The following is a 24,362-nucleotide window of genomic DNA, read 5'->3' on the forward strand; positions in this document are numbered from 1 at the left end:
GAGAATCGGGGACTATAGTCCAAACCGCTATGCTTGCGCCCCATGAAACACCTCTCTGAATTCACCCTGGCCGACGTGCAGGAACTGGCCCGGCGCGATGTGGTGCAGGCGCTGGCCGAAGACGTGGGAAGCGGCGATCTGACCGCTGCGCTGGTGGATGGGGAGCGCCCGGCGAGCGCGCGCATTCTGGCGCGCGAGGCCGCGCTGATCTGCGGCACGCCATGGGTGGAAGCGGCCGTGCACGCGCTGGATCCACAGGCCCGGTTGACATGGCACGTGGGCGAAGGCCAGCGTTGCACCGCCGACCAGACCGTGCTCACCATCGAAGGGCGTGCCCAGCCGCTGCTCACCGCCGAGCGCACGGCGCTGAATTTTCTGCAACTGCTCACGGCCGTGGCCACCAAGACCGCGACCTTCGTCGATGCCGTGGCCGGCACGCGCGCACAGATCGTGGACACGCGCAAGACGCTGCCGGGTCTGCGCCTGGCGCAGAAGTACGCGGTGAAGACGGGCGGCGGCGTGAACCACCGCATCGGTCTTTATGACGCCGTGCTGATCAAGGAAAACCACATTGCGGCAGCAGGTGGCGTGGCCCAGGTGCTGCAGCGCGTACGGGACACCGCACCCCAGGCGCGCTTCGTGGAGATTGAAGTGGAAACGCTGGCGCAACTCGATGAAGCGCTGGCCTGTGGCGCCACCATGGTGCTGCTGGACAACATGGACATTCCCACGCTGCAGGCCGCCGTGGCGCGCAACGCCGGGCGCGCGGTGCTCGAAATCTCCGGGGGCGTGAATCTGGACGCCGTGCGCGGCCTTGCAGAAACCGGGGTCGACCGCATTTCCATCGGCGGCCTGACCAAAGACGTCAAGGCCACCGACTTCTCCATGCGATTCCAGACGCTCTGAAGCGCTGGACCACCACGATTGACCGACATGAACACCCCCGACTCCAGCGCCGTCATTGACGTGGAATACGAGCAGCCGGCGTGCCCCACGCAACACGCCTGGGCGCGCGTGCCGGTCGAGCCTGGCCCCAGGCAGCGCGCGGCACTCAAGGAGCGCATTCGCCAGCTGCTCAAAGCGCGCAACGCGGTGATGGTGTCGCACTACTACGTGCACCCGGACCTGCAAGACCTGGCCATTGAAACCGGCGGCATCGTGAGCGACTCGCTGGAGATGGCCCGCTTCGGCCGCGACCACGCGGCCACCACGCTGGTGGTCTCGGGTGTGCGCTTCATGGGCGAGACCGCCAAGATCCTGAGCCCGGAGAAAACGGTGCTCATGCCCGACCTGGATGCCAACTGCTCACTGGACCTGGGCTGCCCGATCGACGAGTTCAGCGCTTTCTGTGATGCGCACCCGGACCGCACCGTGGTGGTCTACGCCAACACCAGCGCGGCCGTGAAGGCGCGGGCGGACTGGCTGGTCACGTCCAGCTGCGCGCTCGACATCGTGCGCGCGCTCAAGGACAAGGGCCACAAGATCCTGTGGGCGCCGGACAAGCACCTGGGCGCCTACATCCAGCGCGAGACGGGTGCCGACATGGTGATGTGGACCGGGTCGTGCATCGTGCACGACGAGTTCAAGGCCTTCGAGCTCGAGGCCCTGAAGAAGGAGCATCCCCTTGCCAAGGTGCTGGTGCACCCGGAAAGCCCGGCCGACGTGATTGCGCTGGCGGATGCCGTGGGCTCGACCTCGGCCATCCTGAAGGCCGCGCGCACGCTGGACGCGCCCGAGTTCATCGTCGCCACCGACAACGGCATGATGCACATGCTGCGCCAGCAGAACCCGGGCAAGGTGTTCATCGAGGCGCCGACCGCCGGCAACAGCGCCACCTGCAAAAGCTGCGCACACTGCCCCTGGATGGCCATGAACGGCCTGGCCGGTGTCGCGCAGATTCTGGAAAAAGGGCTCAACGAAATCCACGTCGATCCGGCGCTGATTCCCCGGGCGCGCCAGCCCATCGACCGCATGCTGGCCTTCACAGGCGCGCAGCGCAGCGGGCAGAACCCCGGCGCATTGGTGCCGAACATCGGCGCGGCCTGAACGGTCGTTCTGGAGCACCGCAGATCCGTTCGGGCTGAGCCTGTCGAAACCCCGGCACAGGCGCTGGTGAGCCCTTCGACAAGCTCAGGGCGAACGGAGGTGTTGATCAGCGGGCGGGAGGAACCAGGATCGTGGGTTTCGCCTCCGGCAACAGCCCGGGGTAATCGCGGCTGAAGTGCAGGCCACGGCTTTCGTGGCGCAGCATGGCCGACTGCACGATCAGGTCGGCCACCTGCACGAGGTTGCGCAGCTCCAGCAGGTCGCGCGTCACGTGGAACTGTGAGTAGAACTCCTGGATTTCACCTTGCAGCAATGCAATGCGGTGCGCCGCGCGCTCCAGCCGCTTGTTGGTGCGCACGATGCCGACGTAGTCCCACATGAAGCGGCGCAGCTCGTCCCAGTTGTGCGAGATCACGACGTGCTCGTCGGCGTCGGTCACGCGGCTGTCGTCCCACGACGGTGAGGCGGGGGCTTCGGGGCTGGCCGCCTGGCGGATGGCATTGACCGCACCCTGGGCGAACACCATGCACTCCACCAGCGAGTTGCTGGCCAACCGGTTGGCGCCGTGCAGGCCGGTGCAGGTGGTTTCGCCCACGGCGTACAGACCGGCCAGGTCGGTGCGCCCAGCCAGGTCGGTGACGACGCCACCGCAGGTGTAATGCGCGGCGGGCACCACGGGAATGGGCTCGCGCGTGATGTCGATGCCCAGCTCCGCGCAGCGGGCGAGGATGTTGGGGAAGTGCGCCTGCAGAAACTCGGGCGGTTGGTGCGAGATGTCCAGGTGCACGCAGTCCAGTCCGTGTTTCTTCATCTCGAAGTCGATGGCGCGCGCCACCACGTCGCGCGGTGCAAGCTCCGCGCGCGGGTCGTGGTCGGGCATGAAGCGGTGGCTGCCCAGGTGCGGCGGCAGCTTGAGGTGGCCGCCTTCGCCGCGCACCGCTTCCGTGATCAGGAAACTCTTGGCGTGCGGGTGATACAGGCAGGTCGGGTGAAACTGGATGAACTCCATGTTGCCGACCCGGCAGCCCGCGCGCCAGGCCGCGGCGATGCCGTCGCCCGTGGCGGTGTCGGGGTTGGTGGTGTACAGGTACACCTTGCCGGCGCCGCCCGTGGCCAGCACGGTGTGGGTCGCGTTGAAGGTCACCACTTCATCGCGTTCGGTGTCGAGCACGTAGGCGCCCGTGCAGCATGAGTCGGTGGGTGTGCCGCCTGGCTGGCGGTCGGTGATGAGGTTCACCAGCATGTGGTGCTCGAACAGCCGGATATCGGGTGTGGCGCGTACGCGCTCGATCAGCGTGGCCTGCACCGCGGCACCGGTGGCGTCGGCGGCATGCACGATGCGGCGGTGGCTGTGGCCCCCTTCGCGCGTCAGGTGCAGTTCGCCGTCTTCCTGCGAAAAGGGCACGCCGAGTTCCTGCAGCCAGGCGATGGCGGCGGGGGCGTTTTTCACCGTGAACTGCGTCGCCTCCAGGTCGCACAGGCCGGCGCCCGCCACCAGCGTGTCTTCCACGTGCGAGGCCACGCTGTCGCCTTCGGCCAGCACGGCCGCAATGCCGCCTTGCGCCCAGTTGCTGGAGCCATCGGCCAGCGCCCGTTTGGTGATGACCGCGACCCGGTGGGTGCGGGCCAGGTGCAGCGCGGCGGTGAGCCCGGCCAGGCCGCTGCCGATGATGAGAACGTCAAAGCGGTGCGAAGCGGTCATGGTGTGGCGGTGCTGGAGCGGCCCGCGCGGGGCCTTCAGGCCGGCGTGTAGGCCAGGCGGACGTAGATGGGAGCGAAGGCTTCGGCCTGGGTCAGCTCGATGAGCGTTTCCTTGGCGAGCTCGAGCATGGCGATGAAGGTGACCACCAGCACCGGCGAGCCCTGCGTGGGATCGAACAGGTCGCCGAACTCGACAAACTTGCGGCCTTGCAGGCGCCGCAACACGATGCTCATGTGCTCGCGCACCGAGAGCTCCTCGCGGCTGATCTTGTGGTGCTGCACGAGCTTGGCGCGCTTGAGGATGTCGCGCCACGCGCCTTGCAGGTCGATGGCGTTCACGTCGGGGAAACGGGGCGCCAGCGCCTGCTCCACATAAACCTGGGCGCGCAGGAAATCGCGACCGTATTGAGGGCAGTCGGCGAGGCGGTGCGCGGCCAGCTTCATCTGCTCGTATTCGAGCAGGCGGCGCACCAGCTCGGCGCGCGGGTCTTCGGCTTCTTCGCCTTCGGCCGTCTTCTTTGGCGGCAGCAGCATGCGCGACTTGATCTCGATCAGCATCGCGGCCATCAGCAGGTATTCGGCCGCGAGTTCGAGGTTGCTGGCGCGGATTTCGTCGACGTACGTGAGGTACTGGCGCGTGACCGCCGCCATGGGGATGTCGAGGATGTTGAAGTTCTGCTTGCGGATCAGGTAGAGCAGCAAATCAAGCGGGCCTTCGAAGGCTTCCAGAAAGATCTGCAGCGCATCCGGCGGGATGTACAGGTCGCGCGGCATGGCGAACAGCGGTTCGCCGTAAAGCCTGGCCAGGGCCACATGGTCCACCACCGAGGGCAGGACGTCTTCCAGGCCCTGCGGGGCCTCGTTGAGCGTGTGCGGATCGCTCATGCCCGGCCGATCAGGTGTGGTCGGAGCCGGTCTGGTAGACGTAGGGCTTCTGGGGCACGCGGGCGGCTTCGGCCTTGGCCTGGAATTCGCGGTCGATCTGCTTGTCCCAGAGCAGGGCGCGGCCCTGGCGCTGCGACTGCTCCAGCCCGGGCTTGCCGGCCTTGAGCTGTTCAATGAACTGCGTCGTGTCGGAGGTGTAGTCGGGGCGGCGGAAGAAGGGCATGGTGGGCTGGCTCGGTGCGCGGAAGGAAAGACGGCGATTTTACCGGGCCGCCCTGTTCGGCGCCTTCCGGGCGCCCGGGGCCTTACTGGCAGGTGTGCAGGCGCTGGGCGAAACCGGAGCGCTCGATCAGCGAGCGGGGCTGGGCATGCAGGCCGACCATGCCCAGGTGCCCGCCGCGTTTGTGCACCGCCTTGTGCAGCTGCTCCAGGGCGTCCAGCCCGGTGGTGTCCAGCGAAATCATGTGGCTGGCATCGAGCATCACGTTCAGGGGCGTGGGCGAGCGTTCGACGTCGGCGACGATGGGGTCGATCTTGGCCACGGCGCCAAAGAACAGCGAGCCATACAGCCGGTAGGTGGCCTGCTGCTCGGTGCGGGCCACCGGCTCGGCACGAAAGATCTCGCTCTGGCGCCGCACGAACAGCACCACCGCCAGCACCAGCCCGAGTTCGACTGCCACGGTCAGGTCGAAGACGATGGTGAGGAAGAAGGTGGACAGCATCATCAACCGGTAGTGGTTGCTGAACTGCCGCAGGCGCCCGAATTCGCGCCATTCGCCCATGTTCCACGCCACGAACAGCAGCACGCCGGCCAGCACCGCCAGCGGAATGTGGAAAGCCAGTGGCGCGGCCAGCAGCACCACCGCGGCCAGCGTGAGCGCGTGCACCATGCCCGCCACCGGCGAGACCGCGCCGGAGCGGATGTTGGTGACGGTGCGCGCGATGGTGCCGGTGGCGGGCATGCCGCCGAAGAAGGGCACCACGGTGTTGGCAATGCCTTGCGCCATGAGTTCCTGGTTCGGGTCGTGCTTGGGCGCTTCGCCCAGCTGGTCGGCCACGCGCGCGCACAGCAGCGACTCGACGGCGCCCAGCAGCGCAATGGTGAGCGTGGGCGTGACCAGCAGGCGCACGGTTTCCCAGGAAAAGTCGGGCAGCTCGAACACGGGCAGGCCAGACGGCACGCCGCCAAAGCGCGTACCGATGGTCTCCACCGGCAGGCTCAACGCCCAGGCCAGCAGGGTCAGGCTGACCAGCGCGACCACCGGGCCCGGCAGGCGCGAAGTGGCCTTCAGGGCGCTGACCCGATCGAGCGCGGCGATCTGGCGGCGAAACTGCGAGTCCACCGCCCACAGGCGGGGCCACACGAACAGCCCGAGCACGCACAGCCCGCCCAGGGCGAACGCGAACGGATTGAAACTGCCGATGTGCTGCGCCAGCGCGTTCATCTGGCCGAAGAAGCTGCCGGGCATCTTGGCGATCTCCAGCCCGAGCAGGTCGCGCACCTGCGACAGCGCGATCAGCACGGCAATGCCGTTGGTGAAACCGATCACCACGCTCACCGGCACGTACCGCACCAGCGTGCCCAGGCGGAAGAGGCCCAGCAGGAACAGCAGCACGCCCGCGCTGGCGGTGGCGATCAGCAGGTTGGCCACGCCATAGCGCTCCACGATGCCGTAGACGATGACGATGAAGGCACCTGCCGGGCCACCGATCTGCATCGACGTGCCGCCCAGCGCGGAGATCAGGAAGCCCGCAATGATCGCGGTCCACAAGCCCGCTTCGGGCTTGAGGCCACTGGCGATGGCAAACGCCATGGCCAGGGGCAGCGCCACGATGCCCACCGTGGCGCCTGCGCCCACATCGCGCGCGAGCTTGTCCCGGTTGTAACCCCGCAGGTCCTGGATCAGCCGGGGACGAAACGGAGCCAGTGGTGGCAGGCCTTGAAGCATCGGCCGATGTTACCTTTGGCAACCGCTCGCGGGGCGCGCAGACATGCAGCACGGGAGCGCGCGTTTAGACTGGCCTTTTGGTGTGAGTGGTGTCAGACGAGGGACCGACATGCAGCAATCGATGGTCAACCTGTGGCGCAGCGCCAGGGTCAAGGTGCTCCTGATGGCGCTGGTGGGCCTGCTGAGCGCCTGCGATCCGCAGCGCATCAGCGAGCTGGAAGAGGGCGTGTCCACCGAGGCGGATGTGCGCGAGCGCTTCGGCACACCCGAGGCCGTGTGGGAGGGTGAGGACGGTGCGCAGATCTATGAGTACAACCGCCAGCCCGCGGGCCACACCAATTACATGATCACCATCGGCGCGGACGGCAAGATGAGTGCGTTGCGCCAGGTGCTCACCCCGCGCACCTTCGCGCAGGTGACGCCAGGCATGCCGATGGAAGCGGTGCGCCGCATGCTCGGCAAGCCGATGAAGATCACCCAGTACGCCCTCAAGCGCGAGACGCACTACGACTGGCGCTATTACGAGAGCCCTGGCGTGGGCGAGTCCCAGGTGTTCACGGTCGTGTTCGACGCCGACCTCAAGGTGGTCCGCACGATGTCGGTGCGCGACCCGGACCTCGACAGGAACCGCTGACCGGGCGGTGGCTTCAGGCGGCTCGCAGCCGCTGCCAGTCGTCCAGCGCGGGGCGCATCACCAGCAGCAACAGCATGAGCGCCAGCGGCACGGTGCTGACGAACCCCAGGTATTTGAAACCCAGCGCGCCCGCCAGCCCGCCGAAGAAAAAGCAGCCAATCAGCTGGGCGTGCACCCGCAGGCGGCCCCGATCGGCTTGCACCGGCTCGGCGCCGGGTTGGCGGTTGACGTACAGCAGCTTGCCGAGCTCAATGCCCAGGTCGGTCACGAGCCCGGTCACGTGGGTGGTGCGGATGCGGGCTTGAGAGATCTTGGTGATCACCGCGTTCTGCAGGCCCATGATGAAGCAGAGCAGCACCACCGTGAGCGGCAGGAACACCGGTGTCATGAAACCGATGGCCGCGCCAAACAGGCCAAAGACGAGCAGCGCGGCGGCTTCCAGAATCAGCGGCAGGCCGTAGGCGCTGCGCAACTCGTGGCGCATGCCCCAGTTCACCAGCCAGGCGGTCGTCATGGCGCCGAGCAGAAAGGCCAGCACGGCACCCGCGCCGGCCAGGGCCAGCGTGAGTTCACCGAGCACGAGGTGATCGGCCACGGACGACACCATGCCGGTCATGTGCGAGGTGTACTGCCCCACCGCGAGAAAGCCGCCCGCGTTGGCCGCACCGGCCACAAAAGCCAGCACCGAGCCGAGCTTCAGGTCGGTCTGCGGCGTGCGCTGCAGACTGGTGAAGCCGCGGATCGGTTCAAACAAGGCAGACCGTTCAGCGCACCCGCATGCCGGGCGTGGCGCCCGGCCAGGGGTTGAGGATGTGGATGCCGGGCGCGGCCTTTTCGTCGGCATGGCTGGCGGCCAGCACCATGCCTTCGCTCACGCCAAATTTCATCTTGCGCGGCGCCAGGTTGGCCACCATCACGGTGAGCTTGCCCACCAGCTCTTCGGGCTTGTAGGCGCTGGCAATGCCGCTGAAGACGTTGCGTGTTTTGCCTTCGCCCACGTCCAGCGTGAGGCGCAGCAGCTTGTTCGTCCCCTCCACCGCTTCGCAATTCACGATCTGCGCAATGCGCAGGTCGATCTTGGTGAAGTCGTCGATGGAGATGGTCTCGGCCATGGGCTCGCCGCCGGGCACGGTCTTGGGCGCCTCGGGCTGCGGCGGTGGCTCGAACAGCGCGTCGAGCTGCTTCACGTCCACGCGCTGCATGAGGTGCTGGTAGGCGTTGATGGCGTGGCCAGCGCCCAGCAGGCGCGCGGCGTCGGCCCATTGCAGCGGCTGGACCTGCAGGAACGACTCCACCTGCGTGGCGAGCGCGGGCAGCACCGGTTTGAGGTAGAGCGCGAGCAGGCGGAAGGCCTCGATGCAGGTGCTGCACACGTCGTGCAGGCGGGCGTCCTGCCCTTCCTGCTTGGCGAGTTCCCAGGGCTTGTTCTGGTCGACGTAGGCGTTGACCTGATCGGCCAGCGCCATGATCTCGCGCAGCGCCTTGCCGTATTCGCGCGTGTCGAACAGCGCGGCCACGGCCTCTGCGCGCGCCTGCAGTGCCTGCAGCAGCGCGGCGCCGTCGGCTGAGGCCGTGCCGAGCTGGCCGTCGAACCGCTTGGCAATGAAGCCTGCGGCGCGGCTGGCGATGTTGATGAACTTGCCGATCAGGTCGCTGTTGACCCGCAGCATGAAGTCTTCGGGGTTGAAGTCGATGTCTTCGTTGCGCGCCGAGAGCTTGGCCGCGAGGTAGTAGCGCAGCCACTCGGGGTTCATGCCCAGCTTCAGGTACTTGAGCGGGTCCAGCCCGGTGCCGCGGCTCTTGCTCATCTTCTCGCCGTTGTTCACGGTCAGGAAGCCGTGTACGAACACCGCGTTGGGCGTCTTGCGGCCGCTGAAGTGCAGCATGGCCGGCCAGAACAGCGTGTGGAAGGTGATGATGTCCTTGCCGATGAAGTGGTACTGCTCGGTGGACGGGTCGGCCATGAAGGCGGCGTAGTCGATGCCCTGCTTGCCCAGCCAGTTCTTGAGCGAGGCCAGGTAGCCCACGGGGGCGTCGAGCCACACGTAAAAGTATTTGCCCGGCGCGTCGGGGATCTCGATGCCGAAGTAGGGCGCGTCGCGCGAGATGTCCCAGTCGCCCAGCTTGGTCTGGCCGTTCTCGTCGGGCGCGATCCACTCACTGATCTTGTTGAGCACCTCGGGCTGCACCGCACCGCTGGTGGTCCATTGCTTGAGGAAGTCCAGGCTGCGCGGGTCGGAGAGCTTGAAGAAGAAGTGCTCGGAGTTCTTCAGCACCGGCTGCGCACCCGAAAGGGCCGAGTACGGCTTGATCAGGTCGGTGGGGCTGTAGACCTTGCCGCACACCTCGCAGTTGTCGCCGTACTGGTCCTTGGCATGGCAGTTGGGGCACTCACCCTTGATGAAGCGGTCGGGCAGGAACATGTTCTTCTCGGGGTCGAAGAACTGTTCGATGGTGCGCGTCTCGATCAGGCCGTTGGCCTTGAGGTCTTTGTAGATCTGCTGCGCGAGCTCGTGGTTTTCGGGCGCGTCGGTGCTGTGCCAGTTGTCAAAGCCAATGTGAAAGCCGTCCAGGTACGGCTTGCGGCCCGCGGCGATGTCGGCCACGAACTGCTGCGGCGTCTTGCCCGCCTTGTCGGCCGCGATCATGATCGGCGCGCCGTGCGCATCGTCGGCGCACACAAAATGGACCTCATGGCCCTGCATGCGCTGGAAGCGCACCCAGATGTCGGCCTGGATGTATTCCATGATGTGACCGATGTGGAAATGGCCGTTGGCGTAGGGCAGGGCGGTGGTGACGAACAGGCGTCGCTGGCTCATGGGAGGGGCTTTCTGTCGGGGAACCCGCGATTTTACGGGCCGATGACCTCATCGCGCCTGTGTGTATGACCCGCGGGCGGGCAGGACGTTAGACTTGCCGGCGCTCTGACGCCCCCCATAACACCGATACCCCCACCTCTATGGAGACCGTTTCCCATGGCCGTTGATTCCCAGGCGCTGCTGACCGCGCTGCAAGCTGTGACCGACCCGAACACCGGCAAGGACTTCGTGAGCACCAAGGCCCTGAAAAACCTGCAGGTGGCCGACGGTGACGTGTCGTTTGACGTGGAAATGGGCTACCCGGCCAAGAGCCAGCTGCCGTCGCTGCGCCGCGCGCTGATTGGTGCGGCCAAGGCGGTGGCGGGCGTGGACAACGTGTCGGTGAACATGACGACCAGGATCACCGCGCACGCCGTGCAGCGCGGTGTGCAGCTCATGCCCAACGTGAAGAACATCATTGCCGTGGCCTCGGGCAAGGGCGGCGTGGGCAAGAGCACCACCGCCGTGAACCTGGCGCTGGCGCTGTCGGCCGAGGGGGCGAAGGTCGGCATTCTGGATGCCGACATTTACGGCCCCAGCCAGCCGATGATGATGGGTGTGGAAGGCCGGCCGGAGAGCTCGGACGGCAAGACCATGGACCCGCTGGAAAACTACGGCGTGCAGGTCATCTCCATCGGTTTCCTGATCGACCGAGACGAAGCCATGATCTGGCGCGGCCCCATGGCCACCCAGGCGCTGGAGCAGCTGCTGCGCCAGACCAACTGGACCGACCTGGACTACCTGATCGTCGACATGCCACCGGGCACGGGCGACATCCAGCTCACGCTCAGCCAGCGCGTGCCGCTCACCGGCGCGGTGATCGTGACCACGCCGCAGGACATTGCGCTGCTCGACGCGCGCAAGGGCATCAAGATGTTCGAGAAGGTGGGTGTGCCCATCCTCGGCATCGTGGAAAACATGGCCGTTCACGTGTGCGAGAAGTGTGGTCATGTGGAGCACATCTTTGGCGCCGACGGTGGCAAAAACATGGCCGCCGAATACGGCATGGACTACCTGGGCGCGCTGCCGCTGAACATGAGCATCCGCGTGCAGGCCGACAGCGGCATGCCCACCGTGGTGGCGGACCCCGAAGGCGAAATCGCCAACCTCTACAAGGGCGTGGCACGCCAGGTGGCGATCAAGATCGCGGCCAAGGCCAAAGACTTCTCCAGCAAGTTTCCTTCGATCAAGATTTCGAAGGACACCTGAGTTTTCTCAAGCCCCCATGAAACGCCTGCGCGCCGGCGGAGGGTCTCGCGATGGGGGCGCCAGTTGGCGCGTCGGGCGGGCGGTGGTGTTGCCCGCCGTGCTGGGCCTGCTGCAGGCCTGTGTGTACGTGCCCCGCACCACCGCGTTTTACGACGCCGATTGCCAGGTGTCGGCCAGGCGCATGGATCTGGCGCCGCTGCAGCTGGCGTCCATCCAGCATTGCGGCAACGAGGGCTGCGTGGTCCTGCTGGTGGCGGCGGGTGCCACCGCCGCCGCAAGCGCCATCGTCTCGGGCAGCATCGTCATCGTCGGCAACGTGGCTTACTGGTTCGAGAAGCAGGGGCGCTGCCGGCGAGAGACGCCCTGAGCGCGCAGTGGCAAGACCCGCTCAGGCGCCTTCGCGCTCGCGCAGGCGGAACCGCTGGATCTTTCCCGTTGCGGTCTTGGGCAGCTCGGGCAGAAATTCGATGAACCGCGGGTACTTGTAGGGCGCCAGCTTCTCCTTCACGAACGCCTGCAGTTCGGCTTCGGTGGCCGCAGCCCCCGCTTTCAGCACCACGAAAGCCTTGGTCTTGGTCAGCCCGTCGGCGTCCACTTTCCCGATCACCGCGGCTTCGAGCACGGCGGGGTGCTGCACCAGCGTGGCTTCCACTTCGAAGGGGCTCACGTAGATGCCGCTGACCTTGAGCATGTCGTCGTTGCGCCCGGCGTACGTGCAGTAGCCGTCGGCGTCTCGCGTGTACTTGTCGCCGGCTTTGGTCCAGCCGCCCTGGAAGGTGTCGCGGCTCTTGGTGCGGTTGTTCCAGTACATCAGCGCGGCGCTGGGGCCCTTGATGTAGAGGTCGCCGATCTCGCCGTCGGGCACGGGCTGGCCGTCTTCGCCACGCAGTTCGATCTCGTAACCCGGCACCGGCTTGCCGGTGGTGCCGTAGCGCACGTCGCCCGGCCGGTTGGAGAGGAACACGTGCAGCATCTCGGTGCTGCCGATGCCGTCGATGATCTCGACGCCGAAATGCTGGGTCCAGCGCTGCCCAATGTCTTGCGGCAGGGCTTCGCCCGCCGACGAGCACAGGCGCAAAGCCACGTCGCTTTTCTTCGGCAGGTCGGGGCTGGCGAGCATGCCGCCGTAGCCGGTGGGCGCGCCGTAGAACACGGTGGGCTTGTGCCCGGTGAAGCGCTTGAAGCAGGCTTGTGGCGTGGCGCGCTCGGCCATCAGCAACACCGTGGCCCCCACCGAAAGAGGGAAGGTGAGCGCATTGCCCAGGCCATAGGCAAAGAAGAGCTTGGCCGCGGAAAACACGGTGTCGTTCTCGCGCAGGTCCAGCACGCCCTTGCCATAGAGCTCCGCTGTCCAGTAGAGGTTGGCCTGGGTGTGCACTGCGCCCTTGGGCGCGCCGGTGGAGCCGGACGAGTACAGCCAGAACGCGGGTTCGTCGCCGTGCGTGTCGGCCGCGTCGGCAGCGGCCGCGTGGCTGGCCACCAGCGTGGTGAAGGGGTGCATGCCGGCGGGCAGGGCTTCGGTGGCGCGCGAGACGACCACGTGCTTCACTTCGTTGGGCTGCGCCGCCAGAGCGGACTGCAGTGTGGGTAAGAGCGCGGCAGACACCAGCGCAGCCTGCGCGCGGCTGTTGGACAGCATGTAGGCGTAGTCCTGTGCGGTCAGCAGCGTGTTCACCGCCACCGGCACCACGCCGGCATGCAGCGCCCCTAGGAAGGCCACCACCCAGTCGCTGCTGTCGTGCATGAGCAGCAGCACGCGTTCTTCGCGGCGCAGACCGAGCGCACGCAGCGCGCTGGAGAAGCGCCGCACCTGGTCGGCCAGTTCGCCGTAGGTCAGCGTGCCCTGGTCGTCGATCAGCGCAGGCTTGCTGGCGCGGTCTGCGTTGAGCTCCAGCAGGTGGCGCGCGAAATTGAAGCGCTCGGGCGGTGGTGCGACGGTGTCGGGGTGGCTCATGGGTGTCTCCTGCGTTGTTGGGAAATTCCCCGTTCGGGCCGAGCCTGTCGAAGCCCGGCGCGAGCCGGGTCTGGATGCCCTTCGACAGGCTCAGGGTGAACGGTGAGGTGGGTGTTTCAGAGCTTCAAAGCGTAGGCAGATGCCGCCAGGGCGTCCAGCGCTGCGCTGCTGGCCTGCACGGCGGTGCGGCGGTGGTAGAAGCCCAGCGCGCGCAGTCCGCCCAGTTCTTCGCCACCGCCCGCGCGGCCCGGGCCACCGTGCAGCGACATGGGCATCACGTTGCCGTGGCCACTGTGGCTGGCGACGACGTCGGGCGAGATCGCATGCACGCGGCCGTGCGACGAGCCGAGCTCGAGCGTGGCGCTGGCGGTGAAGGCCGGGTCGGCGCTGTAGACCGAGCAGACCAGCGAGCCTTCGCCCCGGCGGATCAGCTCGTAGGCTTGCTCGATGCTGTCGTAGGCCATGAGCGTGGCCACCGGGCCGAACACCTCGACCTCGTGCAGCACGCGCGCCTTGGCCGGTTCGCGCGAACCCAGCAGCACGGGCGCCACGCACGCGGCCACGGCCGCATCGGCGTCCACCAGCGGCGCATTCGCACCGTCAAAGAGCACTTCGGCTTCGGCGCGCAGCGCGGCAATGCCGGCGAGCACGCTGGCCTTTTGCTCCTGGCTCACCAGCGAGCCCATGCGCACAGACTCCACGCGCGGGTTGCCCACGGTGGTTTGGCCGAGCTTGGCGGCGATGGCCTGCGCGGCGGCGTCAAACAGCGCGCGCGGCACGAACACGCGGCGGATGGCGGTGCATTTCTGCCCGGCCTTCACGGTCATTTCGCGCACCACTTCGCTCACCAGCAGGTTGAACGCCTCGCTGTCGGCGGTGGCGGCGGGGTCGAGCAGCGCGCTGTTGAGGCTGTCGGCCTCGATGTTGCAACGCACCGAACGCTCGGCCACGGCAGGGTGGCTTCGGATGACGCGCGCGGTGTCGGCCGAGCCGGTGAACGAGACCACATCGAACGGCTGCAACTGGTCCATGAGGCCGGCGGAGGAGCCGCAGACCACCGAGAGCGCGCCCGGCGGCAGGATGTTGGCGTCGATCACGTCCTTGACCATGCGCTGCGTGAGCCAGGCGGTGGCGGTGGCGGGCTTGACGATCACCGGCACCCCGGAGAGCAGGGCCGGGGCGGCTTTCTCCCACAGGCCCCAGCTGGGAAAGTTGAAGGCGTTGATGAACAGCGCCACGCCGTGCGTGGGCTGCAGCACGTGCTGTGTCTGGAACACCGGGTCTTTGCCCATGCGGATGCGCTCGCCATCGAGCAGTGCGCGCGCCGAACCCAGGGCCTCGCCCTGCTTGGCGTAGTAGCCCAGGGTGAAGATGCCGCCGTCGATGTCCACCGCGGAGTCTTTGGTGGTGGTGCCCGAGTTCGCGGTGGCGATCTCGTAGTAGGCGTCGCGGTGGGCCTGCAGCACCTTGACGATGGCCGCCAGCAGGCCGGCGCGCTCGCCGTAGCTCAGGGCGCGAAGGGCCTGGCCGCCTTGTTCACGCGCAAACCGGAAGCTGCTGGCGAGGTCCAGGCCTGCGCTGCTCACGCGGACGAGTTCGGTGCCCAGCACCGGGTCGAACAGCGGGGTGCCCGCGCCGGAGCCGGTTTGCCATTGACCGCCGAGGAAGTTGGGAAGCAGGGGAGAAGAGCTCATCGAGGTGGTCTCGTTCGTGGTGGGACGGCCCTGCGACAGTGGTCGAGGGAAGAGAATGGCGCTATAACTGCACTATCTTGCGTTTTGCAGATTGTGCATTAAAGTGCATGTTTTGACGCTTGGCAAGCCCCACAGGGTTTTCCTGTCCCGTCCACCCACAGAAAGATCGAGACACCATGGACGTCGTCGACCCCGGCGCGATGGCCACAGGCGAGCCCAGGCCGCCCGTGGCGGAAGAGGAGCCGCGCCACCCGTTTCTGGTTGCGCTGGGCGAGCGCGTGCGCACCCTGCGCTCGCGGCGGGGCATGACCCGCAAGGCGGTCGCCATCGCCGCCGATGTGTCCGAGCGGCACCTGGCCAACCTTGAATACGGCACGGGCAATGCGTCGATCCTGGTGCTCCTGCAGGTGGCCACCGCCTTGCAGTGCTCGCTGGCCGAACTGATTGGTGACGTGAGCACAAGCTCACCGGAATGGCTGCTGATCCGCGAGCTGCTGGAGAAGCGCAACGAGGCCGATTTGCGCCGCGCGCGCATCGCCATCGGCGGCCTGCTGGGCGGTGGTGCATCGCCTGGCGGTGACCCGGGGCGCAAGGCCCGCATTGCGCTCATTGGCCTGCGTGGCGCGGGCAAGTCCACGCTGGGCCAGCGCCTGGCCGACGACCTGGGTTTCGCCTTCATCGAGCTCAGCCGCGAGATCGAGAAGTTCGCCGGGTGCAGCATCAATGAAATCCACTCCCTGTACGGCACGCCCGCCTACCGCCGCTACGAGCGGCGCGCGCTGGAAGAAGCGATCCAGATCTACCCCGAGGTGGTGATCGCCACCCCCGGCGGGCTGGTGTCGGACGCGGCCAACTTCAACCTGCTGCTCTCCCACTGCACCACCGTGTGGCTGCAGGCCGATCCGGCCGACCACATGGGCCGCGTGGCAGCCCAGGGCGACATGCGCCCCATGGCCGCCAGCCGCGAAGCCATGGAAGACCTCAAGCGCATCCTCGCCGGGCGCTCGGCCTTCTATTCGAAGGCCGACATGGCGTTTGACACCAGCGCCTACAACCTGGAAGACGCCTTCCAGGCGCTGCGGGTGCAGGTGCGCGAGGCGCTGGGATTGATTTGAACAAACATGCATGAAAGTGCATTGACGGCTTTGAACTTGTGAATTATTATTCACGTCACCAGGTTCGGACCGGCGTTTGAGTGCAGGTCATCGGGCCTGATCCACCCCGCAGCCCGCTGCGGTTGCCCGCCGATTCCAGAGACCTGCCCGGAGACACCCCATGAGCGCCACCGCCATCGCGACACCGTCCACCGTCGACTACCGCACCGACCCCAGCCAGTACCGCCACTGGAAGCTGTCCTTTGATGACCAGGTCGCCACGCTGGCCGTGGACATCAACGAAGACGCCGGCATCCGCCCCGGCTACAAGCTCAAGCTCAACAGCTACGACCTGGGGGTGGACATCGAGCTGCACGATGCGCTCAACCGCATCCGTTTCGAGCACCCCGAAGTGCGCACCGTGGTCGTCACCAGCGCCAAGGACCGTGTGTTCTGCTCGGGCGCCAACATCTTCATGCTCGGTCTCTCCAGCCACGCCTGGAAAGTGAACTTCTGCAAGTTCACCAACGAGACCCGCAACGGCATCGAAGACTCCTCAAAGTACAGCGGGCTGAAGTTCCTCGCCGCCCTCAATGGCGCCTGTGCCGGTGGCGGCTACGAATTGGCCCTGGCCTGCGACGAAATCGTGCTGGTGGACGACCGCTCGTCCGCCGTGTCGCTGCCCGAAGTGCCGCTGCTGGGCGTGCTGCCCGGCACCGGCGGCCTCACCCGCGTGACCGACAAGCGCCACGTGCGCCATGACCTGGCCGACATCTTCTGCACCACCAGCGAAGGTGTGCGTGGCCAGAAGGCGGTGGACTGGCGCCTGGTCGACTCGATCGCCAAGCCGCAGAAGTTTGCCGACCACGTGAAAGAGCGCGCCGCTGCGCTGGCCGCCCAGAGCGACCGCCCGGCCGGAGCCACAGGCGTGGCGCTGCCGCGCATCGAACGCACCGACAGCGCCGACGGCATCAGCTACGCGCATGTGAATGTCGCCATCGACCGTGCCAAACGCAACGTCACGATCACGGTGAAGGCGCCCACTGGCGCGCAGCCCACCGACATCGCCGGCATTGAAGCCGCAGGCGCGGCCTGGTGGCCGCTGCAGATGGCGCGCGAGCTGGACGACGCCATCCTGTGCCTGCGCACCAACGAACTCGACATGGGCACCTGGCTGCTCAAGACCGAAGGCGACGCCGCGGCCGTGCTCGCCAGCGACGCACTGATGCTGGCCCACAAAGACCACTGGCTGGTGCGCGAAACCCTGGGCCTGATGCGCCGCACCTTTGCCCGCCTGGACGTGTCTTCGCGCAGCATCTTTGCGCTGATCGAATCCGGTTCGTGCTTCGCCGGTTCGCTCGCCGAGCTGGCCTTCTGCGCCGACCGTGCCTACATGCTGGCCCTGCCGGACGACGCCGATGCCGCGCCCAAGATGCAGCTCGGCGAGTTCAACTTCGGCTATCTGCCCATGGTGAACGAGCAGTCGCGCTTGCAGCGCCGCTTCTACGAAGAGACCGCGCCCATGGAAGCCGCACGCGGCGCCATCGGCAAGGCACTCGACGCCGACGCCGCCCTGGCGCTGGGCCTGGTGACGGCTGCGCCCGACGACATCGACTGGGCCGACGAGGTGCGCATGGCGCTCGAAGAGCGCGCGTCCATGTCGCCCGATGCGCTCACCGGCCTCGAAGCCAACCTGCGTTTCGCGCAGAAGGAAAACATGGCCACGCGCATCTTTGGCCGCCTCACCGCCTGGCAGAACTGGATCTTCATCCGCCCCAACGCTGTGGGCGAAAAGGGCGCGTTGAAGGTCTACGGCAAAGGCGACAAAGCGGCCTTCGATTTCAACCGCGTCTGATGGCCGTTTGAATTTTTGAGTCTTGTTGTGCGGTGGGTGTCCCGGTGGAGCCAGCCGCAACCTCAGAGCAGTCCACCGCACGAAGCATCCGCAGGAGCACAACATGTCCACAGTTGATTACAGCGACAAGATCCCCAACAACGTCAACCTGAGCGAAGACCGCACGCTGCAGCGCGCGCTGGAACAGTGGCAGCCCAACTACCTCAAGTGGTGGGACGACATGGGCCCGGACGGTTCGCAGAACTTCGACGTGTACCTGCGCACGGCCGTCAGCGTGGACCCCCAGGGCTGGGCGCAGTTCGGCCATGTGAAGATGCCCGACTACCGCTGGGGCATCTTCCTCAATCCCGCCGAACAGGACCGCAAGATCCATTTCGGTGACCACAAGGGCGAAGCCGCCTGGCAGGACGTGCCCGGCGAGTACCGCGCCAACCTGCGCCGCATCATCGTGACGCAAGGCGACACGGAGCCCGCATCGGTGGAGCAGCAGCGCCACCTGGGCCTGACCGCGCCCAGCCAGTACGACCTGCGCAACCTGTTCCAGGTGAACGTGGAAGAGGGCCGCCACCTCTGGGCCATGGTGTACCTGCTGCACAAGTACTTCGGCAAGGACGGCCGCGAAGAAGGCGAAGCCCTGCTGGAGCGCAACAGCGGCAACGCCGACAACCCGCGCATTCTGGAAGCCTTCAACGAAGAGACGCCCGACTGGCTGAGCTTCTTCATGTTCACCTACTTCACCGACCGCGACGGCAAGTTCCAGCTCTGCGCGTTGGCAGAAAGCAGCTTCGATCCGCTGGCCCGCACCACCAAGTTCATGCTGACCGAGGAAGCGCACCACATGTTCGTGGGCGAGTCGGGCGTGAGCCGCGTGATCAACCGCACCTGCCAGGTGATGAACGAGCTCAAGACCGACGACCCGGCCAAGCTGCGCGCCGCCGGCGTGATCGATCTGCCCACCATCCAGCGCTACCTGAACTTCCACTTCTCGGTGACCATCGACCTCTTCGGTGCCGACGAGTCGAGCAACGCCGCCACCTTCTACAGCACCGGCCTCAAGGGCCGCTACGAAGAAGGCAAGCGCGCTGATGACCACGTGCTCAAGGGCCAGACCTACCGCGTGCTCAACGTGCAAAACGGCCAGCTGGTGGAAAAGGAAGTGCCGATGCTCAACGCGCTCAACGAAGTGCTGCGCGACGACTACATCAAGGACAGCGTGGGCGGCGTGGAGCGCTGGAACAAGGTGATCGACAAGGCCGGCATTCCGTTCCGCCTGACCGTGCCGCACAAGGCCTTCCACCGCAACATCGGCTTGCTCAAGGGCGTGAAGGTCGCCCCCGATGGCCGCGTGATCTCCGAGTCCGAGTGGAACGCCAACCGCGACAACTGGCTGCCCAGCGAGTCCGACCGCGCGTTCGTGGCCAGCCTCATGGGCCGTGTGGTCGATCCGGGCAAGTTTGCCAACTGGATCGCGCCACCGGTGATGGGCATCAACCGCCAGCCAGTGGACTTCGAGTACATCCGCTTCGGCTGATGTCCCCCAGGCGGGCCGGGACACCCGGCCCGCCGTGCATTTCAACGGGCCACCTCTCTCCTACACTGTCTCGATCCCAGGAGACACGAACATGAACGCTGTTGCTGAAATCGCTGTCATCAAGCAGCACCTGATCGACCCGGAAATCTGCATCCGCTGCAACACCTGCGAGGCCACCTGCCCCGTGGGTGCGATCACACACGACAACGTCAATTACGTCGTGGATGCGGAGAAGTGCAACCTGTGCATGGCCTGCATCTCGCCATGCCCCACCGGCTCGATCGACAACTGGCGCACCATGCCGCGCGTGCGCGCCTACACCGTCGAGGAACAGCTCACCTGGGAGGAACTGCCCGCCGAGCTGCCACCCGAAGAGCTGGAGGGCTTGGAGGCGCCCGACGCCAGCGTGTCCGTGGCCACGCCGCCTGCCGCTCCCCCTGCCGTGGTGCAGGACCCCAGCGGTGAAGCGTCTTTCAATTCGTCCGCCTTTGGCGCAACGCTGCCGCCCTGGTCGGCCGCGCACGCCTACAGCAACCTCTACGGCCCCAAGGCCGCGCAGAAAACCGTGACCGCCACCGTGGTGGGCAATGTGCGCGTGACCGAAGTGGGCAAGACGGCGGGCAGCGACTACGACACCCACCACATCGTGCTCGACTTCGGCGCCATGCCCTTCCCGGTGCTGGAAGGCCAGAGCATCGGCATCGTGCCGCCCGGGGTCGACGAGATCGGGCGCCGGCACCATGCGCGCCAGTACTCCATTGCCAGCCCGCGCAATGGCGAGCGACCGGGTTACAACAACCTGTCGCTGACCATCAAGCGCGTGCTCGAAGACCACGACGGTGAGCCCGTGCGCGGTGTGGCCAGCAACTACATGTGCGACCTGAAAGTGGGCGACAAGGTCGAGGTGATCGGGCCGTTCGGCACCAGTTTCCTGATGCCCAACCACCCCAAGAGCCACATCGTGATGATCTGCACCGGCACGGGCAGCGCGCCGATGCGCGCCATGACCGAGTGGCGGCGGCGTCTGCGGGCCTCGGGCAAGTTCGAGAGCGGCAAGCTCATGCTGTTCTTCGGTGCCCGCACGCAGGAAGAGCTGCCGTACTTCGGCCCGCTGCAGAGCCTGCCCAAGGATTTCATCGACACCAACTTCGCGTTCAGCCGCACGCCGGGCCAGCCCAAGCGCTACGTGCAGGACGTGATGCGCGAGCGCGCGGCCGACCTCACCGTGCTGCTGCAGGACCCCAACGCCTACTTCTACGTCTGTGGCCTGAAGAGCATGGAAGAGGGTGTGGTGCTGGCCCTGCGCGACGTGGCGCACGGCGCCGGGCTGGACTGGGACACGGTGGGCGGTGCGCTCAAGCGCGAAGGGCGCCTGCACCTCGAGACGTACTAGACGTTCCACCCCCCGCGCCGCGCCTGCGGCGCGTCACCCCCCAGGGGGCGACACCTGATGCCCGGCAAAGCCGGTTCCTCGGTGTCCTGGTTCTGCGGCCTTTTCTGTCGTGCGGTTTTGTCAGGGTTTCCCCTTCCAAGCCGCAGTGGGCGGCGGGGAGATGCGGCTCGCGGTGGGCTACCCCCGGGGGGATGGCTTACATTGCGGTCTTCCTATGAAGATTGAACATATGTCGAGCGCCCCCCGTCAACGCCCTGCCATCGAGGTCGATGTCGTCATGCGCCGCGAGCCGGTGAGTGGGCCGATGAGCCGCTGGCAGGCCTGGCGCTGGGTGCTGGCCGACGTGATGGTGCGCAGCGAGCCCGAAGACACGGGCGAGCAGCCGCCCGACGAACCACACGAACCACAAGCCGTGGAGCCGCTGGACGCCAGCACCGCCGACGCGCAGTCCACGCACTGGCTGTTCCCGCGCTACCGGGTCGAGCTGTTTCGCGACGACGCCGAGGGCTACTTTCTCAACCTCAACAGCCCCGGTCCCTGCTTCTGGGTGTTCTGGCGTGCGGACGAGGCGCGCCTGCTCGACGGCGAGCCCATGGCGGTGCCACAGATCGTCACGCTGAGCTACCACGACGCGGGCCGCTGGCTCGATGCGCAGGAACGCGTGGACCAGGTGCCCGCGCCCGACGAGGTGGTGGCGTGGCTGCGCGGTTTTGTGGACACCACCTACCAGCCCGAGCCCAAGCGCCGCAAGCGCCCCGACAGCTTCAAACCCCTGACCGACCGCTTTGGCCAGCCCGTGCGCATCAGCACCGAGAAGCTGCGCGGCGGCGGGCCGCCCGGGCGCTGACCATGGCCCAGGAAGACGACGGCTTTTTCTCGCGCTGGTCGCGGCGCAAGGCGCAGGTGCGCACTGGCGAGCCGCTGCCCGCCGAGCCGCCTGCGCCTGCCGCCGCCGCACCGGTCGCGGCCGCGGTCACGCCCGCTGCCGTGGCTGCACCCGCTGCACCTGCAGTTCCCGCCGCGCCAGCCGAAGCCCCGCCCGAGCCCCCTCCACAGCTCACCCTGGACGACGTGGCCCGCCTCACGCCCGAGTCCGACTACGCCGCGTTTGTGGCGCGCGATGTGCCCGCCAACGTGCGCAACGCCGCCGTGAAGAAGCTCTTCACCGACCCGCACTACAACGTGATGGACGGGCTCGACATCTACATCGACGACTACTCCAAGCCCAGCCCGCTGTCGCCGCTTGAAGTGGCCAAGATGGTGGGTGCGCAGTTCCTCAAGCTGGTGGACGACCCCAACGAGCCGCCGCCCGCCGCCCTTGCTGCGGCGCAAGGCCCGGCAGCGCCAGCGAGCGCCGAACCTCTCACCGACACCCCTCAGCCGCGCGACCACGACGGCGTGGCCACCGCCCAAGACCCCACCGATTCCGAACCAACGGAACCTCCCCACGATGACCACGCTGATCTGCAACTGCAACCAGACGATGACGCTCAACCCCCGGGTACTGAGCGACGCGCTGGATGAAGACCTGACCCTGCACACCTCGCTGTGCCGCCGCGACGCGCCCGCCTTCCAGAAAGCCTGCCGCAGCAGCGACGAACTGGTGGTGGCCTGCACGCAGGAGAGCCGCCTCTTCACCGAACTCTCGGACCAGACCGAGGGTGCGGTGTCGCTGGATGTGCGCCCGATCCGTTTCGTGAACATCCGAGAAACCGGTGGCTGGAGCCGCGAGGGCGCGCAGGCCAGCCCGAAGATGGCCGCGCTGCTGGCCGCCGCGCGCCTGCCCGACGCCGAGCCCGTGCCCACCGTCACCTACAAGAGCGCCGGACGCCTGCTGATCATTGGCGCGCTCGACCAGAGCGAGGCCATCGCCGAGCGCGTGGCCGATGTGCTGGAGGTCAGCCTCATGAGCACCGGCGGCGCCGGCATGCAGGCGCGCCGCTACCCCGTGATGGCCGGCGAGCTGCAGCACGTGCAGGGCTGGCTCGGCGCGTTTGACGTGCAGTGGCAGACGAACAACCCGATTGACCTGGACCTGTGCACCCGCTGCAACGCCTGCCTGTCGGCCTGCCCGGAAGACGCCATCGGCCTGGACTACCAGATCGACATGAGCAAGTGCCAGAGCCACCGCGCCTGCGTGAAAGCCTGCGACGCGGTGGGTGCCATCAACTTCCAGCGCGACGCCCAGGAGCACACCGAGCGCTTTGACATCGTGCTCGACCTGCGCGAGGCGCCCGCATTCACCCAGCACGCCCATCCGCAGGGCTACTTTCACCTGCCGGGTGGCTTGCGGGCCGACGCGGCGCTGGCCACGCTCATGCAGCTGCGCGAGCTGGTGGGCGAGTTCGAGAAACCGAAGTTCTTCAACTACAAGCAGAAGCTGTGCGCGCACGGCCGCAACGAAACCGTGGGCTGCAACGCCTGCGTCGAGATCTGCTCGGCCCTGGCCATTCGCAGCGACGTGCAGCGCAACCAGATCGTGGTCAACCCCAACCTGTGCGTGGGCTGCGGTGCGTGCACCACGGTGTGCCCCACCGGCGCGCTGACGTATGCGTACCCGCGCGCCAGCGAGCAGGGCGTGAAGCTGCGCACCCTGCTGGCCACCTACGCGAAGGCCGGTGGCAAAGACGCAGCGCTGCTGCTGCACAGTGAAGTGGCTGGCGCAGCGCTTGTCCACGAGGCGGGCCGCTCGGCATCGCTCCAGCCCAAGGGCGCGCGCGGGCTGCCGGCGCGCGTCATCCCCATGCCGCTGTGGCACACCGCCTCCATCGGTCTGGACGTGTGGCTCTCGGCCTTTGCCTATGGCGCCTCGCAGGTGTGGGTGCTGATGACCGGCGAAGAAGCGCCGCAATACCGCGACGCGGTGCGCGAACAGATGGCGGTGGCGCAGGCCATCGTCAGCGGCCTGGGCTACAGCGGGCGCCACTTCCGCCTGATCGAGGCGCGCGACGCCAAGGCCCTGGAGGCCGCGCTGGCCGATGCGCCCGCGCAGACCGTCAAGCGCCGCGGCACCTTTGCCATTCAGGGCGAGAAGCGCGCCACGGTCGAGCTCGCGCTCGATCACCTGTTGCAAGACAGCGCGGCCCAACGCGCACCGGCGGAGGCCATCGCACTGCCTGGCGCTTCGCTGCTGGGTGCCATCAACGTCAACAAGGACGCCTGCACCCTTTGCCTGAGCTGCGTGAGCGCCTGCCCGGCCAGCGCCTTGCAGGACAACACCGAGCGTCCGCAGCTGCGCTTCATTGAAAAGAACTGCGTGCAGTGCGGCCTGTGCGCCAGCACCTGCCCGGAAGACGCGATCACGCTGCAGCCGCGCCTGCTGCTGGGCGAACAACGCAAGCAGCTGCGTGTGCTCAACGAGGCGCAGCCCTACCACTGCATCCGCTGCGCCAAACCTTTTGGCACGCTCAAGGGCATCGAGATGATGCTGGGCAAGCTCGCGGGACACTCGATGTTCCAGGGCGAAGCGCTGGAGCGCCTGAAAATGTGTGGCGACTGCCGCGTGGTGGACCTCTATTCCAATCCGGGCGAGTCCCGCATCACCGATCTCTGAACCGCA

Annotated in this window: 20 protein-coding genes; 12 read left to right on the forward strand and 8 right to left on the reverse strand. The window is 67.0% G+C overall.

What is annotated here, in order from left to right:
• The first annotated feature begins 42 nt into the window (after window positions 1-42).
• A complete protein-coding gene (nadC, locus tag KXJ60_RS12905; RefSeq protein WP_291128102.1) occupies window positions 43-906 on the forward strand; it encodes a carboxylating nicotinate-nucleotide diphosphorylase in 864 nt (287 codons plus the stop codon).
• A 27-nt stretch (window positions 907-933) separates the two neighbouring features.
• Window positions 934-2,046: a quinolinate synthase NadA gene (nadA, locus tag KXJ60_RS12910; RefSeq protein ID WP_291128105.1), complete on the forward strand. Its 1,113-nt coding sequence runs from the start codon at window positions 934-936 to the stop codon at window positions 2,044-2,046.
• Between the two features lie 106 nt (window positions 2,047-2,152).
• On the opposite strand, the gene nadB is transcribed toward nadA, so the two are convergent.
• The 4 genes from nadB to KXJ60_RS12930 form a co-directional block, all read right to left on the reverse strand.
• Window positions 2,153-3,748 carry an L-aspartate oxidase gene (gene nadB / locus KXJ60_RS12915; RefSeq protein ID WP_291128108.1) on the reverse strand — a complete coding sequence of 532 codons (1,596 nt, stop codon included), beginning with the start codon at window positions 3,746-3,748 and terminating at the stop codon, window positions 2,153-2,155.
• A gap of 35 nt (window positions 3,749-3,783) precedes the next feature.
• Entirely contained in the window at window positions 3,784-4,632 is an 849-nt protein-coding gene (locus KXJ60_RS12920; RefSeq protein ID WP_291128111.1) for a ScpA family protein, read from the reverse strand.
• 10 nt (window positions 4,633-4,642) lie between these two features.
• Window positions 4,643-4,855 carry a DUF3460 family protein gene (locus KXJ60_RS12925; protein WP_291128114.1) on the reverse strand — a complete coding sequence of 71 codons (213 nt, stop codon included), beginning with the start codon at window positions 4,853-4,855 and terminating at the stop codon, window positions 4,643-4,645.
• Window positions 4,856-4,937: 82 nt separating this feature from the next.
• Window positions 4,938-6,581 (reverse strand): SulP family inorganic anion transporter, encoded by a 1,644-nt coding sequence (locus KXJ60_RS12930; RefSeq protein ID WP_291128116.1) that lies wholly within the window; start codon window positions 6,579-6,581, stop codon window positions 4,938-4,940.
• Between the two features lie 109 nt (window positions 6,582-6,690).
• On the opposite strand from KXJ60_RS12930, the gene bamE reads away from it, so the two are divergent.
• Entirely contained in the window at window positions 6,691-7,215 is a 525-nt protein-coding gene (bamE, locus tag KXJ60_RS12935; RefSeq protein ID WP_291128119.1) for an outer membrane protein assembly factor BamE, read from the forward strand.
• 13 nt (window positions 7,216-7,228) lie between these two features.
• Here bamE and KXJ60_RS12940 read toward each other — a convergent pair whose 3' ends face one another.
• Window positions 7,229-7,969 carry a YoaK family protein gene (locus KXJ60_RS12940; RefSeq protein ID WP_291128122.1) on the reverse strand — a complete coding sequence of 247 codons (741 nt, stop codon included), beginning with the start codon at window positions 7,967-7,969 and terminating at the stop codon, window positions 7,229-7,231.
• 10 nt (window positions 7,970-7,979) lie between these two features.
• The gene (metG, locus tag KXJ60_RS12945) at window positions 7,980-10,034 is read right to left on the reverse strand and encodes a methionine--tRNA ligase (protein ID WP_291128125.1); all 2,055 of its coding nucleotides are present in this window, start codon (window positions 10,032-10,034) and stop codon (window positions 7,980-7,982) included.
• Between the two features lie 156 nt (window positions 10,035-10,190).
• Here metG and apbC point away from each other — a divergent pair, with 156 nt between their 5' ends.
• A complete protein-coding gene (apbC, locus tag KXJ60_RS12950; protein ID WP_291128128.1) occupies window positions 10,191-11,282 on the forward strand; it encodes an iron-sulfur cluster carrier protein ApbC in 1,092 nt (363 codons plus the stop codon).
• A gap of 16 nt (window positions 11,283-11,298) precedes the next feature.
• On the forward strand, window positions 11,299-11,649 hold the full coding sequence (locus KXJ60_RS12955; RefSeq protein ID WP_291128129.1) for a hypothetical protein: 351 nt from the start codon (window positions 11,299-11,301) through the stop codon (window positions 11,647-11,649).
• Window positions 11,650-11,670: 21 nt separating this feature from the next.
• Here KXJ60_RS12955 and KXJ60_RS12960 read toward each other — a convergent pair whose 3' ends face one another.
• Entirely contained in the window at window positions 11,671-13,236 is a 1,566-nt protein-coding gene (locus KXJ60_RS12960; RefSeq protein WP_291128132.1) for a benzoate-CoA ligase family protein, read from the reverse strand.
• A gap of 116 nt (window positions 13,237-13,352) precedes the next feature.
• Window positions 13,353-14,930, reverse strand: a complete 1,578-nt coding sequence (locus tag KXJ60_RS12965) for a 3,4-dehydroadipyl-CoA semialdehyde dehydrogenase (RefSeq protein ID WP_291128134.1) — start codon at window positions 14,928-14,930, stop codon at window positions 13,353-13,355.
• Between the two features lie 200 nt (window positions 14,931-15,130).
• Between KXJ60_RS12965 and KXJ60_RS12970 the strand changes: the two genes are divergently transcribed.
• The 7 genes from KXJ60_RS12970 to KXJ60_RS13000 all read left to right on the forward strand — a co-directional run bounded on the left by KXJ60_RS12970 (window position 15,131) and on the right by KXJ60_RS13000 (window position 24,356).
• Window positions 15,131-16,045 (forward strand): helix-turn-helix transcriptional regulator, encoded by a 915-nt coding sequence (locus tag KXJ60_RS12970; RefSeq protein WP_291128208.1) that lies wholly within the window; start codon window positions 15,131-15,133, stop codon window positions 16,043-16,045.
• 160 nt (window positions 16,046-16,205) lie between these two features.
• Window positions 16,206-17,879 (forward strand): 2,3-epoxybenzoyl-CoA dihydrolase, encoded by a 1,674-nt coding sequence (boxC, locus tag KXJ60_RS12975; RefSeq protein ID WP_291128137.1) that lies wholly within the window; start codon window positions 16,206-16,208, stop codon window positions 17,877-17,879.
• Window positions 17,880-17,982: 103 nt separating this feature from the next.
• Window positions 17,983-19,410, forward strand: coding sequence for a benzoyl-CoA 2,3-epoxidase subunit BoxB (boxB, locus tag KXJ60_RS12980; RefSeq protein WP_291128138.1), 1,428 nt, complete (start codon window positions 17,983-17,985; stop codon window positions 19,408-19,410).
• A gap of 91 nt (window positions 19,411-19,501) precedes the next feature.
• Entirely contained in the window at window positions 19,502-20,803 is a 1,302-nt protein-coding gene (boxA, locus tag KXJ60_RS12985; RefSeq protein WP_291128141.1) for a benzoyl-CoA 2,3-epoxidase subunit BoxA, read from the forward strand.
• 229 nt (window positions 20,804-21,032) lie between these two features.
• Complete coding sequence (locus KXJ60_RS12990; RefSeq protein ID WP_291128144.1) at window positions 21,033-21,650, forward strand: DUF3305 domain-containing protein; 618 nt, start codon at window positions 21,033-21,035, stop codon at window positions 21,648-21,650.
• Between the two features lie 2 nt (window positions 21,651-21,652).
• Window positions 21,653-22,327, forward strand: a complete 675-nt coding sequence (locus tag KXJ60_RS12995; protein WP_291128147.1) for a DUF3306 domain-containing protein — start codon at window positions 21,653-21,655, stop codon at window positions 22,325-22,327.
• A complete protein-coding gene (locus KXJ60_RS13000) occupies window positions 22,254-24,356 on the forward strand; it encodes a 4Fe-4S binding protein (protein ID WP_291128151.1) in 2,103 nt (700 codons plus the stop codon). The genes KXJ60_RS12995 and KXJ60_RS13000 overlap by 74 nt, the downstream gene beginning before the upstream one ends.
• The last annotated feature ends 6 nt before the right edge of the window (window positions 24,357-24,362 follow it).

Source organism: Hydrogenophaga sp. (assembly GCF_019264445.1).
GTDB lineage: Bacteria > Pseudomonadota > Gammaproteobacteria > Burkholderiales > Burkholderiaceae_C > Hydrogenophaga.